The organism is Acidovorax sp. 100 (assembly GCF_003688355.1).
Lineage (GTDB): Bacteria > Pseudomonadota > Gammaproteobacteria > Burkholderiales > Burkholderiaceae_C > Acidovorax > Acidovorax delafieldii.
Window position 1 is genome coordinate 2,730,552 of record NZ_REFD01000001.1, and the last position, 13,952, is coordinate 2,744,503.

General features: G+C 63.8%; 11 protein-coding genes and 4 tRNA genes. 9 read left to right on the forward strand and 6 right to left on the reverse strand.

The window, feature by feature from the left end:
- The first annotated feature begins 37 nt into the window (after nucleotides 1–37).
- The 8 genes from clpX (at nucleotide 38) to C8C96_RS12595 (ending at nucleotide 5,987) form a co-directional block, all read left to right on the forward strand.
- Nucleotides 38–1,303, forward strand: a complete 1,266-nt coding sequence (clpX, locus tag C8C96_RS12560; RefSeq protein WP_056064485.1) for an ATP-dependent Clp protease ATP-binding subunit ClpX — start codon at nucleotides 38–40, stop codon at nucleotides 1,301–1,303.
- A gap of 126 nt (nucleotides 1,304–1,429) precedes the next feature.
- The gene (lon, locus tag C8C96_RS12565) at nucleotides 1,430–3,868 is read left to right on the forward strand and encodes an endopeptidase La (RefSeq protein ID WP_121942535.1); all 2,439 of its coding nucleotides are present in this window, start codon (nucleotides 1,430–1,432) and stop codon (nucleotides 3,866–3,868) included.
- A gap of 85 nt (nucleotides 3,869–3,953) precedes the next feature.
- A tRNA-Gly gene (locus tag C8C96_RS12570) sits at nucleotides 3,954–4,029 on the forward strand.
- Nucleotides 4,030–4,087: 58 nt separating this feature from the next.
- Nucleotides 4,088–4,161 (forward strand) — tRNA-Cys (locus tag C8C96_RS12575).
- 181 nt (nucleotides 4,162–4,342) lie between these two features.
- Nucleotides 4,343–4,418, forward strand: a tRNA-Gly gene (locus tag C8C96_RS12580).
- Nucleotides 4,419–4,571: 153 nt separating this feature from the next.
- A tRNA-Leu gene (locus C8C96_RS12585) sits at nucleotides 4,572–4,664 on the forward strand.
- A 13-nt stretch (nucleotides 4,665–4,677) separates the two neighbouring features.
- Nucleotides 4,678–5,310, forward strand: a complete 633-nt coding sequence (locus tag C8C96_RS12590; protein ID WP_056064478.1) for a DUF6806 family protein — start codon at nucleotides 4,678–4,680, stop codon at nucleotides 5,308–5,310.
- Between the two features lie 152 nt (nucleotides 5,311–5,462).
- On the forward strand, nucleotides 5,463–5,987 hold the full coding sequence (locus tag C8C96_RS12595; RefSeq protein WP_121942536.1) for a M48 family metallopeptidase: 525 nt from the start codon (nucleotides 5,463–5,465) through the stop codon (nucleotides 5,985–5,987).
- Nucleotides 5,988–6,074: 87 nt separating this feature from the next.
- On the opposite strand, the gene murI is transcribed toward C8C96_RS12595, so the two are convergent.
- The 3 genes from murI to C8C96_RS12610 form a co-directional block, all read right to left on the reverse strand.
- A complete protein-coding gene (murI, locus tag C8C96_RS12600) occupies nucleotides 6,075–6,965 on the reverse strand; it encodes a glutamate racemase (RefSeq protein ID WP_121943997.1) in 891 nt (296 codons plus the stop codon).
- 166 nt (nucleotides 6,966–7,131) lie between these two features.
- Nucleotides 7,132–7,833: a DUF6882 domain-containing protein gene (locus C8C96_RS12605; protein ID WP_121942537.1), complete on the reverse strand. Its 702-nt coding sequence runs from the start codon at nucleotides 7,831–7,833 to the stop codon at nucleotides 7,132–7,134.
- Nucleotides 7,834–8,007: 174 nt separating this feature from the next.
- Complete coding sequence (locus tag C8C96_RS12610; RefSeq protein ID WP_121942538.1) at nucleotides 8,008–9,576, reverse strand: fumarate hydratase; 1,569 nt, start codon at nucleotides 9,574–9,576, stop codon at nucleotides 8,008–8,010.
- A 170-nt stretch (nucleotides 9,577–9,746) separates the two neighbouring features.
- Here C8C96_RS12610 and fumC point away from each other — a divergent pair, with 170 nt between their 5' ends.
- Complete coding sequence (fumC, locus tag C8C96_RS12615) at nucleotides 9,747–11,156, forward strand: class II fumarate hydratase (RefSeq protein ID WP_121943998.1); 1,410 nt, start codon at nucleotides 9,747–9,749, stop codon at nucleotides 11,154–11,156.
- 132 nt (nucleotides 11,157–11,288) lie between these two features.
- Here the strand turns inward: fumC and C8C96_RS12620 are convergent, their stop codons facing one another.
- From C8C96_RS12620 to C8C96_RS12630, 3 genes are read right to left on the reverse strand one after another with little or no spacing between them, the layout of a single operon-like run.
- Nucleotides 11,289–11,999 (reverse strand): response regulator, encoded by a 711-nt coding sequence (locus C8C96_RS12620; protein WP_121942539.1) that lies wholly within the window; start codon nucleotides 11,997–11,999, stop codon nucleotides 11,289–11,291.
- Complete coding sequence (locus C8C96_RS12625; RefSeq protein ID WP_121942540.1) at nucleotides 11,996–13,618, reverse strand: ATP-binding protein; 1,623 nt, start codon at nucleotides 13,616–13,618, stop codon at nucleotides 11,996–11,998. The genes C8C96_RS12620 and C8C96_RS12625 overlap by 4 nt, the downstream gene beginning before the upstream one ends.
- A gap of 6 nt (nucleotides 13,619–13,624) precedes the next feature.
- The gene (locus C8C96_RS12630) at nucleotides 13,625–13,903 is read right to left on the reverse strand and encodes a hypothetical protein (RefSeq protein ID WP_099730670.1); all 279 of its coding nucleotides are present in this window, start codon (nucleotides 13,901–13,903) and stop codon (nucleotides 13,625–13,627) included.
- Nucleotides 13,904–13,952 lie beyond the last annotated feature (49 nt).

A 13,952-nucleotide genomic window follows, 5' to 3' on the forward strand; every position in this document is an offset into this window, starting at 1 on the left:
CCCGACAACTTTCCGAAACAAGCAAGGCATTGCCCCCATGGCCGAGAAAAAAGGCTCTTCCAGCGAAAAAACCCTTTACTGCTCTTTTTGCGGCAAAAGCCAGCATGAAGTGAAGAAGCTGATCGCCGGTCCGTCGGTCTTTATCTGCGACGAGTGCATTGACCTGTGCAACGAGATCATCCGCGACGAACTGCCTGCCGGGGACTTGGCCCGCGAAGGCCGCAGTGACCTGCCCACGCCGGTCGAGATCAAGGCCAATCTGGACAACTATGTGATTGGCCAGGATGTTGCCAAGCGCACGCTGGCGGTAGCGGTGTACAACCACTACAAGCGCCTGCGCCACAAGGACAAGGCCCACAAGGACGATGTGGAGCTGTCCAAAAGCAACATCCTGCTGATCGGCCCTACGGGCTCGGGCAAGACGTTGCTGGCGCAGACCCTGGCACGCATGCTGGATGTTCCCTTTGTGATGGCCGACGCCACCACGCTGACCGAAGCCGGCTATGTGGGCGAGGACGTGGAAAACATCGTCCAGAAGCTGCTGCAAAGTTGCAACTACGAAGTCGAGCGCGCTCAGCGCGGTATTGTCTATATTGACGAAATCGACAAGATTTCGCGCAAATCCGACAACCCCAGCATCACGCGCGATGTGTCGGGCGAGGGCGTGCAGCAGGCGCTGCTCAAGCTCATCGAGGGCACCATGGCCAGCGTGCCGCCCCAGGGAGGGCGTAAGCACCCGAACCAGGACTTCCTGCAGATCGACACAACCAACATCCTGTTCATCTGCGGTGGCGCGTTTGCAGGGCTGGAAAAGGTCATCGAGAACCGGACCGAGGCCTCAGGCATCGGCTTTGGCGCATCGGTCAAAAGCAAGAAGCAGCGCTCGCTGACCGAAGTGTTCACCGAGATCGAGCCCGAAGACCTGATCAAGTTCGGGCTGATTCCTGAACTGGTGGGCCGTATGCCTGTGGTGACTGCCTTGGCTGAACTGAGTGAAGATGCGTTGGTGCAGATCCTGACCGAGCCGAAGAACGCGCTGGTCAAGCAGTACAGCAAGCTCCTGGCCATGGAAGGCGTGGACTTGGAAATTCGCCCCGCTGCCCTGAAAGCCATTGCCCGCAAGGCGCTGGCCCGCAAGACGGGCGCGCGAGGTCTGCGTTCCATCCTGGAGCAATCGCTGATCGGCACGATGTTCGACCTGCCCAACACCAGCAACGTCGAAAAGGTGGTGGTGGACGAATCCACCATCGAAGAAAACAAGCCGCCGTTGCTCGTGTACCGCGAAGCCGCCAAGAAGGCCTGAGAAGACCGGAGCGGGCGCCATGTTGTCGCCCTTTGAACCATCAACCCTTGCGCCAGTACGGCTGCGTGCAAGGGTTGAAAATCCCCACATGTGGACCCACTTCCACAGAGCACTTTGAGGATTTCCATGTCCGGACATACCCCCCTGCCAGCCACCCCTATTGACCTGCCGCTGTTGCCTTTGCGCGATGTGGTGGTGTTCCCTCACATGGTGATCCCGCTTTTTGTGGGCCGCCCCAAGAGCATCAAGGCCCTTGAGATGGCCATGGAGGCTGATCGCCGCATCATGCTGGTGGCCCAAAAAGCTGCCGCCAAGGATGAGCCCTCGGTGGCTGACATGTTCGATGTGGGCTGTGTCTCCACCATCTTGCAGATGCTTAAGCTGCCCGACGGCACCGTGAAGGTGCTGGTGGAAGGCCAGCAGCGTGCTCTGGTGGCTTCCATTGAAGATGCCGAGACGCATTTCATGGCCACCGTGACTCCGGTGGAGGCGACCCCCGACGCCAATAAGCCCAGCGAAATCGAGGCCCTGCGTCGCGCAGTGATGCAGCAGTTTGACCAGTACGTCAAACTCAACAAGAAGATCCCGCCCGAGATCCTGACTTCCATCTCCAGCATTGACGACCCAGGTCGACTGGCAGACACCATTGCTGCACACCTGCCCCTTAAGCTCGAGAACAAGCAGGTGGTGCTGGATCTTTCGGATGTAAAGGCGCGTCTCGAAAACCTGTTCGAGCAGCTCGACCGCGAAGTGGACATCCTGAACGTCGACAAAAAGATCCGTGGCCGCGTAAAGCGCCAGATGGAGAAGAACCAGCGCGACTTCTATCTGAACGAGCAAGTCAAGGCCATCCAGAAGGAACTGGGTGAGGGCGACGAAGGCGCCGACATCGAGGAGATCGAGAAAAAGATCAAGCTCGCCAAGATGCCGGCGGAGGCCCGCAAGAAGGCTGACGCCGAACTCAAGAAGCTCAAGCTGATGTCGCCCATGTCGGCCGAGGCGACGGTGGTGCGCAACTACATCGACGTGCTCACCGCGCTGCCTTGGAGCAAGAAGACCAAGATCAAGCACGACCTTGTGAATGCCGAGGGCGTCCTCAACGAAGACCATTACGGCCTCGACAAGGTCAAGGACCGCATCTTGGAATACCTCGCGGTTCAGCAGCGCGTGGACAAGGTGAAAGCGCCTATCCTGTGCCTGGTGGGCCCTCCTGGCGTGGGCAAGACCTCGCTGGGGCAATCGATCGCCAAGGCCACCGGCCGCAAGTACGTGCGCATGGCCCTGGGCGGCATGCGCGACGAGGCCGAGATCCGCGGGCATCGCCGCACCTACATCGGTGCGCTGCCGGGCAAGGTGCTGCAGAGCCTCTCGAAGGTGGGCACGCGCAATCCGCTGTTCCTGCTGGACGAGATCGACAAGCTGGGTACTGACTTCCGGGGCGATCCGTCGAGCGCTCTGTTGGAGGTGCTGGACCCCGAGCAGAACCACACCTTTGGCGACCACTACGTCGAGGTGGACTTCGACCTGAGCGATGTGATGTTCGTCGCCACATCGAATTCGATGAACATTCCGCCTGCATTGCTCGACCGCATGGAGGTGATTCGCCTGTCGGGCTACACCGAAGACGAGAAAACCAGCATCGCCATGAAGTACTTGCTGCCCAAGCAGCTCAAGAACAATGGTGTGAAGGACGAAGAACTGCTCATCACCGAGCCTGCAGTGCGCGACATGGTGCGTTACTACACCCGTGAAGCGGGTGTGCGTTCGCTCGAGCGCGAGTTGTCCAAAATTTGCCGCAAGGTGGTCAAGGGCCTGCAGCTCAAGAAACTGGAGCCGCAGGTGGTGGTCACGGCTGACAACCTGCCGGACTTTTTGGGCGTGCGCAAGTACACCTATGGCCGTGCGGAGTTGCAAAACCAGGTGGGACAGGTAGTAGGCCTGGCGTGGACCGAGGTGGGTGGCGATCTGTTGACCATCGAGGCGGCCATCATGCCGGGCAAGGGTGTGATTACGCGCACGGGTTCGCTGGGTGATGTGATGAAGGAATCCGTGGAGGCTGCCCGTACGGTGGTGCGCAGCCGGGCGCGTATGCTGGGTATCAAGGATGAAACGTTCGAAAAGCGCGACATCCACATTCACGTGCCAGACGGTGCCACCCCCAAAGACGGCCCCAGCGCGGGGGCTGCGATGACTACCGCGTTTGTTTCTGCGCTCACGGGTATCCCTGTGCGTGGCGATGTGGCCATGACAGGCGAGATCACGCTGCGTGGCGAGGTGACGGCCATTGGTGGCCTCAAGGAAAAGCTGCTGGCCGCATTGCGCGGTGGCATCAAGACCGTGCTGATCCCTGAAGAGAACGTGAAGGACCTCGCCGAGATTCCGGACAACGTGAAGAGCGGCCTGGAGATCGTGCCCGTGCGGTGGATCGACAAGGTGCTGGAAGTTGCTTTGGAGAGCAAGCCCGTGCCGCTGACGGATGAAGAGGTTGCAGTGGCGGCTGCGGTGCCTGTGTCGACGGACAAGGCAGCGGTGTCGTCCGCCACGGCCGATGGAATGAAACATTGAAGTAATTTTTTTGAGAACTCCCAAAAAATGCGCTACAATTCATCCCATCGCAGCAAACGTTGTACAATGTAAGGCTTCGGTAAATGCGGGAATAGCTCAGTTGGTAGAGCGCAACCTTGCCAAGGTTGAGGTCGAGAGTTCGAGACTCTTTTCCCGCTCCAATTTCCACAAAAAGGGAAGCAGTTGCTTCCCTTTTTTGTCAGAGGAATGAGAGTTCCTGGCGCGGTAGCAAAGCGGTTATGCCCCGGATTGCAAATCCGGTTAGTCCGGTTCGACTCCGGACCGCGCCTCCAGATATGGTCTGCAGCAGTGAATCGATCAAAGCCTCTGGGCCGAGACGCTCGCAGGGATCGTGCAGATGGATGGTAGTTGGATGGAAATTTTTTGGCTTGCAATCGAATACTGCCAAAAATAGTTATATAATTTGAGGCTTGCTGATAAGCACTAACGGAAACGTTAGAGAAATCAGAAAATGCGGGAATAGCTCAGTTGGTAGAGCGCAACCTTGCCAAGGTTGAGGTCGAGAGTTCGAGACTCTTTTCCCGCTCCATATTTGAAAAGGGAAGCTTAGGCTTCCCTTTTTTCTTGGTGGTTCGGAGCGTGCTGTTGTCAAACAGCGGTCCCGACCAGAGATGCGACAGGGCATTGCGCGCACGCGCTGCCCGGGTTACGCTGCAACGCAGGTATGCGCTCAGCAGCCGGCGCCCCGATGGTGAAATTGGTAGACACTGCGGACTTAAAATCCGCCGCTTTCCTGAAAAGGGGCGTGCCGGTTCGACCCCGGCTCGGGGCACCACTACGATTCAATCATGTCAAGTTACAACGCTCCCTTCGAAATCCACGTCCACGGACAGGTTCTCTTGCGTGCTGATGTCAGTTTTGACCAGCTCCAGGAGGCGCTCAAACCCCTGTGGAAGTACGCTGGAGCCCGTTCGCTGGCCGATGGCGCGGCCAGTGCCTATGAGGAAGAACCTGGCATCAAATACGACGCGCAGGAGCACTTGCTGCAGATGTGCTGGACGGTACGGGGTGACGAGGATTTCCGCCAGTCGCTCGACGAGATGTGCATGAGCCTCAATGAGCTGGCGGAGCAAGGCGCGGCCATCGAGGTCACCTTCTACGACACCGACTTTGATGAAGACGAAGAAGAGCAGGGTGCCGAGTCGCGCGATGACTTCGTGATGCTTTTCGTCGGCCCTACGCCCGCTGCCATCATGCAGGTGCAGCGTGATCTGCTGGTGCAAGACGTGGTGAACATGATGGAGCGCCACTTTGATGGCGCCGAGTTAGGGGGCGTGGTCGCAGAGATCGACAAGCTGTTCAGCCAGCGTTTTGATGCCCTGGTGAACTCCCTGGAGATCGGCAAGCCCCCGCGTGGCCCCGGCGGCCCAGGTGGTGGTCACGGCGGTGGTGGTGGCCGTCGTCCGCGCCACTTGCACTGACCTGCGTGGGCGTGCTGCGCTGAGTGGTGGCGCACGCCTTTCCGCGCATCGCCCTCAGATATCTCCCAGGCATTGGGTCAGCTTTCCAAACGCTTCGATACCTCTGAGCGGTCGCGCCACTCCATGCCCTGCGCGTCCCTGCCTTGTTGCCTATGAGCACTGATCTTCCGTACCTGCGTTCTTACCCCGCTTCGTTGCAGGACCAGGCGCGCGATCTGCTGGCACAGGGAAAGCTCGGTGCGGTTCTGCAGCGCAAGTATCCGCAGGCGCATGCCGTGCGCAGCGACAGGGCGCTCTACGACTATGCGCAGGAGCTCAAGGCACGCTACCTGCGCAATGCGGGCACGGTCAACAAGGTGCTGTTTGACAACAAGATCCACGTGGTGCGCCACGCGCTGGGCTTGCACACGGCGGTGTCGCGTGTGCAGGGCAACCGGCTGGCGGCCAAGCACGAGATTCGCATTGCCGCGATGTTCAAGCAGGCGCCCGAAGAGTTCCTGCGCATGATCGTTGTCCACGAGCTGGCCCACCTGCGCGAGAAGGACCACGACAAAGCCTTCTACCAGCTCTGCACCCACATGGAGCCGCAGTACCACCAGTACGAGTTCGACCTGCGCCTGTATCTCACCCACGTGGAGCAGGTAGGCACCCGGCTCTGGGGCAGCGACGCGTCCTGAAGACTCTGAGCCGTCACACCCAGTTGCTTCATAAATGATAGCGACTGGTACATATGGATCATGCACCAGAAGCAGATAGAGGCTGAATCAGGGCACTGAAACGCTCCGGCACTGGCTGGGGGGCAGGTCCAGCCACCGCTGGGCTGCTGCCTCCAGCATGGACACCGGGCCCGTGGTGAGCAATTGCACCGATGGGTTGCTCTGGAGTGGCGGCGGTTGATTGCCTGGTTTGGATGGCTCGGGCACAGCGAGCAGGCCTGCGGCCTCCAGCAGTCGCCGCGTCTGGCGCGCCACGGGCTCTCCAGTTTCAATGAACTGGACGTCAGGCCCCACCAGTGCGCGCAACTCGTGGTCCACAAAGATGTAGTGGGTGCAGCCCAGCACCAGGGTGTCCATCTGCCCAGGGCCTGTACCAAAACTGCCCATCGCCTGAAGATAACGTTCGCACAGTGCGCCAGTCTCCGTGGCACCGACAGGACTGCCGGGGGCGGCGGGTGGCAATGCCACGCTGCGCTCGATGGCGTGCGCCAGACCATCGCAGGGCTGGACTACAAAGTGGGCTTGATCGGCCAGTGAGGCCATGAGCTTGCCGAACTTGGCGCTGGTCAATGTGCCACGGGTGCCGATGACACCCACATGCCCTGTTTCTGTCACTGCAAGAGCGGGCTTGACGGCTGGCTCCAGCCCCACAAGGGGCAACTCCGGGTGGCTGCTTCGCACTTCATGAATGGCAGCCGCAGTGGCCGTGTTACACGCCACCACCAGGGCCTTGATGTGATGCTGCTCGCACAGGTACTGGGTGATGGCATGGGTGCGGGCGGCCACATAGGCGTCGCCACGCTCACCGTAGGGGGCGTTGCCGCTGTCGGCCAGGTACACGAAGCGCTCGTGGGGCATAGCGGCCAACAGGGCACGCAGCACGCTCAGTCCGCCAACGCCGCTGTCAAATACACCGATAGGAGAAGAGGCCGACTGCATCAGGGAGCCCATGGTTGGACAAAAGGCTGGATTGTAGGAAATGAGCGTATGTCTGTGGCGTGTGCACCGGGGGCGCTGCGCTGGAACAAGACCATGGATTTTGACAATGAGTCCGGTGCTGTGCCGCCACATACGTCGCTGCAGAGCACAAGAGAAACCGGAGGGATCAGCGCGCGGGTGCTTTGGCCTTGCCGTTGCCACTGGGCGTTGCTTCCGCGACCTTCGGGTGCGAAAGCAGGTAGTAGCGTTTGACCACGGCCTTTTGACCCTCTTGGCCCCCGGCGACCAGCTCGCTGCCGATGCTCACCAGCACGCCGGTGGCCTGGTTGAGTTGCGCGGCAAACGCGCACAGATACCAGGCAGCCTCTTCGCTCGCCAACTGCGCGGTATCGGTCTGCAGGATGTCGATGCCGTGCTCGCGCCCATACAGGCGCGTGAGCGCGCTGCCCGTGGCGAACGATTGGCGCTTCGGGTCTTTCAGGTCGGGCACGCGTTCAACGGCCTCCCATGCCCAGCGCCGGCTTTCGGGCCACCACGTACCCAGCAGCTCCGCATCGAACACCGTGCGTTTGCCGCCACGGAGCACGGTGAAGGTCTTGTGGAAAAAGTCCAGCGTGCGCAGTTGGCTGCCCACCAGGTGCTGGCTGTTCAGCAGCTGTTGGCGTTCGATGTGGGATGCGAGGCTGGCGTCCAGCAGCGCTGCGTCGCGGGCGGGCAGTGCACCGCCAAAGGCGGTCTGTGCGTCGCGCTGCGGAACCATGGGCGGGTTGGCGCTGGCCGGCAGCGGCAGGGCGCCGATCAGCGTGGCAAGCAGCAGGGCGTAGAGGGGCTGTCGAAGGGTCTGTGCAAACCCGTGGTTCAAAAGCATGGTGGGGGCGGCAAAAGCCGAAGAAGAGGAGTCGGGTCGAGCCCGTATTTTTGCCGAACCGGATGCAGGGATGTGCGTCGGGGCGGCCACAAAAAAACCGCCCGAAGGCGGTTCCTTGTCATTGCACCTTGTGGTGTGGCAGGCACCTCGCGGGCCCTGCCACACCAACGCGCATCAGGCGGCGGCGACGCCGATGCCCTTGAACTCGCCCGAGGCGATGCGCTTTTGCCACTCGGCAGGGCCCGTGATGTGGGCGCTGGTGCCACCGGCGTCCACAGCCACGGTCACGGGCATGTCCACCACGTCGAATTCGTAGATGGCTTCCATGCCCAGGTCTTCAAAGCCCACGACCTTGGCGGTCTTAATGGCCTTGGAGACCAGGTAGGCGGCGCCGCCCACGGCCATGAGGTAGGCGCTCTGGTGCTTCTTGATGGCCTCGATGGCGACCGGGCCGCGCTCGGCCTTGCCCACCATGGCGATCAGCCCGGTCTGGGCCAGCATCATCTCGGTGAAGCCGTCCATGCGCGTGGCGGTGGTGGGGCCTGCAGGGCCCACGGCCTCGCCCTTGACGGGGTCCACAGGGCCCACGTAGTAGATCACGCGGTTGGTGAAGTCCACAGGCAGTTTCTCGCCCTTGGCCAGCATGTCCTGGATGCGCTTGTGCGCAGCATCGCGGCCGGTCAGCATCTTGCCGTTGAGCAGCAGCGTGTCGCCGGGCTTCCAGCTGGCGACTTCTTCCTTGGTCAGGGTGTCCAGGTTGACCTTCTTGCTCTTGTTGTAGTCAGGCGCCCAGTTCACGTTGGGCCACAGGTCCAGGCTGGGGGGCGTGAGGTACACGGGGCCCGAGCCGTCCATGACGAAGTGCGCGTGGCGTGTGGCGGCGCAGTTGGGGATCATCGCAATCGGCTTGCTGGCCGCGTGTGTGGGGTACATCTTGATCTTGACGTCCAGCACCGTGGTCAGACCGCCCAGGCCTTGGGCGCCAATGCCCAGCGCGTTGACCTTTTCAAACAGTTCCAGGCGCAGCTCTTCAACCTTGTCGAGCGCGGGGCCGCCGGTCTTGGCGGCTTCGGCCTTGGCCTGCAGTTCGTACATGTCCAGGTCGTCCATCAGGCTTTCCTTGGCCATGAGCACGGCCTTTTCGGCCGTACCGCCAATGCCGATGCCCAGCATGCCGGGCGGGCACCAGCCGGCGCCCATGGTGGGCACGGTCTTGAGCACCCAGTCCACCACGTTGTCGCCGGGGTTGAGCATGTACATCTTGGACTTGTTCTCCGAGCCGCCGCCCTTGGCCGCCACGGTGATGTCCACGGTGTTGCCGGGCACGATTTCGGTGAAGATCACGGCAGGGGTGTTGTCCTTGGTGTTCTTGCGGGCGAACTGCGGATCGGCCACGACCGAGGCGCGCAGTGTGTTGTCCGGGTGGTTGTAGCCCCGGCGCACGCCTTCATTGATGGCGTCGTCCAGGCTGCCGCTGAAGCCCTCCCAGCGCACGTCCATGCCCACTTTCAGGAACACGTTGACGATGCCGGTGTCCTGGCAGATGGGGCGCTGGCCGGTGGCGCTCATCTTGCTGTTGGTCAGGATCTGGGCGATCGCATCCTTGGCCGCCGGACTCTTCTCGCGCTCGTAGGCGCGGGCTAGGTGGGCGATGTAGTCGGTGGGGTGGTAGTAGCTGATGTACTGCAGTGCGCCGGCAATGGATTCGATCAGGTCTTCTTGGCGAATGGTCGTCGTGGTCATGGCGGTGGGGGTTTTAGGGAAAACGCGAACCCCGAATTATCTCCCGGCGGGCTTGCGCGGGCCTGTCAGGGGCGATGGGGGGTGGTAGCGCGCCATGGCCTTCGGTGGGTATGCTGCGGGCTGGTGTTTCATTCATTCCCATCCGCTCACCGAGCGCGCAAGGCCCCACCGTGAAGACCTCTACCCCCGACGCGACCGCATACCGTACCGAAAAAGACACCTTCGGCCCCATCGATGTGCCTGCCCAGCGCCTGTGGGGGGCGCAGACACAGCGCTCGCTGCACCACTTCGCCATCTCGGGCGAGCGCATGGCGCCGGAGCTGATCCGGGCGCTGGCCCAGGTCAAGCGGGCCAGCGCCTATGTGAACAACGCGTTGGGCCTGCTCGATGCGGCCAAGACCACGGCCATCGTGGCGGCAGCAGACGAGGTGATCGAAGGTGGTCACCTGCAGGAGTTTCCGCTGGTGGTGTGGCAGACCGGATCGGGCACGCAGACCAACATGAACATGAACGAGGTGCTGGCCAACCGGGCGAGCGAGCTGCTGGGTGGCCCGCGCGGCGAAGCGCGCCTGGTGCATCCCAACGACGAGGTGAACAAGAGCCAGTCGAGCAACGACGTGTTCCCCACCGCCATGCACCTCGCGGCGGTGGACGCGCTGATGCACCGCCTGCTGCCCGCGCTGCACGGCCTGCGCACCACGCTGGCGGCCAAGGCGAAGGCGTTCGACAGCATTGTGAAGATCGGCCGCACGCACCTGCAGGACGCCACTCCCCTCACGCTCGGCCAGGAGATCTCGGGCTGGGTGGCGCAGCTGCAGCATGGCGAGCAGCATGTGCGCGCCGCGCTGCCCCACCTGGGCGAGCTGGCCTTGGGTGGCACGGCGGTGGGCACGGGGCTCAATGCGCCCGCCGGTTATGCGCAGGCAGTGGCCAAGGAGCTGGCCGACCTGACCGGCCTGCCGTTGGTCACCGCCCCCAACAAGTTCGAGGCCCTGGCCAGTTGTGATGCGCTGGTGCATGCCCATGGCGCGCTCAAGACCCTGGCGGCCAGCCTGATGAAGATTGCCAACGACGTGCGCTGGCTGGCCAGCGGCCCGCGCAGTGGGCTGGGCGAGATCACCATCCCCGAGAACGAGCCGGGCTCGTCCATCATGCCGGGCAAGGTCAACCCCACGCAGTGCGAGGCGCTGACCATGCTGTGCGCGCAGGTGCTGGGCAACGACGTGGCCATCAACATCGGCGGGGCCTCGGGCAACTTCGAGCTGAACGTGTTCCGCCCGATGGTGATCCACAACTTCCTGCAGAGCGTGCGCTTGCTGGCCGATGGCATGGCTAGCTTCAACGAGCACTGCGCCGTGGGCATCGAGCCCAACCAGGCGCGCATCAACGACCTGGTGGAGCAGTCGCTGATGCTGGTGACGGCACTCAACCCCCACATCGGCTACGACAAGGCCGCCTTCATTGCCAAGAAGGCGCACAAGGAGGGCACCAGCCTGCGCGCCGCCGCCGTGGCCTCGGGGCATTTGACGGGCGAGCAGTTTGACCAGTGGGTGGTGCCTGCGCAGATGGTGGGGCGCTAAGTCTGCAGGGCTGTTTGGTGGGGCTATCGTGGCGTTTTTGAGCCAAATGCACCGGTAGCGCTAGTGCTACATGCCTGAGTAGCTATTGAATTGATAGTGTTCGGACCCAGGGGGGCGCTGGCAGCCTGCCCGTCAGGCCGCTGGCGGGCCCTCGTGGTTCGGGTCCAGCGCAAAGCCTACGCCATACACCGAGCGGATCCAGTCGCTGCCGTCCGTGCTGGCGGCTTTGAGCTTCTTGCGCAGGTTCTTGATGTGGCTGTCGATGGCGCGCTCGTTCACGTCCAGCGTGTCGTCATAGGCCTGGTCGAGCAGCTGGGCGCGCGAGAAGATGCGGCCCCGCTGGCGCGCCAGCACCTGCAGCAGCTTGAACTCGCGCCGCGTGAGGCCCAGCGGCGTGCCATGCAGCATGGCCTGCCAGTGCGACTCGTCCAGCATCAAGGCGGCAAGTGGTGTGCTGGCGGAGGAAACCTCCTGCGCTGCGGCGGTGCGGCGCAGCACGGCCTTGACACGGGCCACCACCTCGCGCGGCGAAAACGGCTTGCAGATGTAGTCGTCGGCGCCCAGCTCCAGCCCGATGAGACGGTCCACCTCTTCCACCCTGGCGGTGAGCATGATGATGGGGTGCTGCGTGTGGCGCCGCGCCTGGCGCAATATCTCCAGCCCGTCGATGCCGGGCAGCATGATGTCCAGCAGCGTGAGGTCGGGCGGCGTGGTGAGCATGCTCGCCAGCGCGGCGCGGCCCTCGGCCTGGTGCTCCACCGCATAGCCCGCGTGGCGCAGGTAATCCACCACGATGGCGGCGATGTCGGGTTCGTCTTCGACGACAAGGATGCGTGGGCTCATGGTGCCGGGTTGTCCAGAAGGGGCAAGTTCAGTGTGATGCGCAGCCCGCCCAGGGGCGATGCCTCGGCCGTCAGCGTGCCGCCGTGGGCAAGCACGATGGCGCGGCAGATCGCCAGGCCCAGGCCTGATCCGCCGTGGTCGCGGTTGCGCGAGGTTTCTGCGCGGTACAGGCGCTCAAAGATACGGGGCAGCTCGTGCGCGGGCACGCCGGGCGCACTGTCGTCCAGCTGCACCTGCAGCTGGGGGTCTCCATCGGCCGGTGGCAGCAGGCGCGCCGCAATGCGCAGCAGGCCGCCCGCGTCGGTGTAGCGCAGGCTGTTTTCCAGCAGGTTCAAAAACACCTGGTGCAGCTGCTGCGCGTCGCCGCGCACCAGGGGGGCCGGCTGGGCGGCGCCTGGTGCGGCCAGGGCATCCAGGCCGCCGGTGTCCACATCGATGCCCGCCTGCGCCAGGCGGGGGCGCATGGAGGTCAGCGCTTCGTTCAGCAGCGACAGCGGGTGCACGGGCACCTGGGCCGAGGGTGCGCTGGTGCCCACCGCATCCAGGCTGGCGCGCAGGTCGCCCACCAGCTGGATCAGGCGCATCACCTGTCGGTGCAGGCGCAGCGCGGTCTTGTCGTCAAAGGGGCGGATGCCATCCTGCACAGCCTCGATCTCGGCGCGCATGGCGGCCAGGGGCGTGCGCAGCTCGTGGGCCACGTCGCCCAGCCATTGGCGGCGGCTGGCTTCGATGCTGCCCAGCTGTTCGGCCATGGTGTTGAAGGTTCGGGCCAGCTGGGCCAGTTCGTCATTGCCGTGCACGGGCACGCGGGTGTGCAGGTGACCCTGCGCAATGCCGCGTGCGCCGGTGGCCAGGGCCTCGACCGGCGCCAGCCAGCGCCGTGCCAGCCAGCCCGACAGGACCAGCGCCAGCGCCAGGCCGACCAGGCCCGTCCACGCCACAAAGCCCAGGTGCTGGGCCAGAAAGGCCTGGTCGGCCTCGCTGCGCACGCCCTGCGGGGGCGCCAGCACCAGGTGCCCGATGGTCTGGCCGCCGGCGCCACGCAACGCCAGGCGTGCGCCCCCCGGCTGGGGCGGTGTGCCTGCGACCAGCTGATCTTGTGCATCGAGCAGGCCCAGGCGGGGGTAGATGTCATCCGGGTGGCGCTGGGGTGGCGCTGGGCCCCGGTCCAGGGGCCGCAGGTCGCCGGGTGGGGGTGGGGGCGGGCTGTTGCCAAGGTCAGCGCCACGGCCACTGTCACTGGCATTGGAAGGAGGGGGGGCGGCCGTGCCAGGAGGCTCCGACGGGAGGCCGGGCGGCGAACCGCTGGGGGGGCGGGCGCCACCCGGCCCGCGTGGACCGCCGCCCGGGTGGGTCAGCCGTCCCCACAGGGACGACTGACCCCGCAGGCTGTCCCAGCCGCCTGCCTGGGTGTGGTGGGCCTGCAGGCGCTCGGCCAGCCAGTCCATGCGGGCCAGCTCGATCTCGGCCACATACGGCCCCAGGCCCCGCTGCAGGCTCAGGCGCGAGAACCCCACAAAGATCAGCAACAACGCCAGCAGCAGGGCGGCCAGGGCGATGAAGGCTTTGCGGTGCAGCGTCAGATGGGGCACGGGGACGAGGGAGCGCAGGGGTGGCATGGTGGGTCAGCGGGCGGGGGGCGGGCCACCTGCGCCGGGGCCACCAGGCCCGCCAGCGGGCATGGCCACCAGGGTGCCGTCCATTGTGCGGCAAGTGCCTGCGAGGCTCTTGCCGTCGGGCATGGTCAGCGTGACGGAGGCGCCTTCGGTCTTGCCCTTGCAGGCGGCGTAGGCCTCGGGTGGCGGGGCGGGCGGCGTGCCGCGGGATGGCTGGGCGTGGCTGGGGAACGCTGCGGCGATGGATGCCAGGGCCAGTGCGGCCAAAAGGGTGTGGATCTTGAACATCGGGCGTCTTTCTGGTGATCGAAACAACAGGGTGAATGGAAGAAACGAG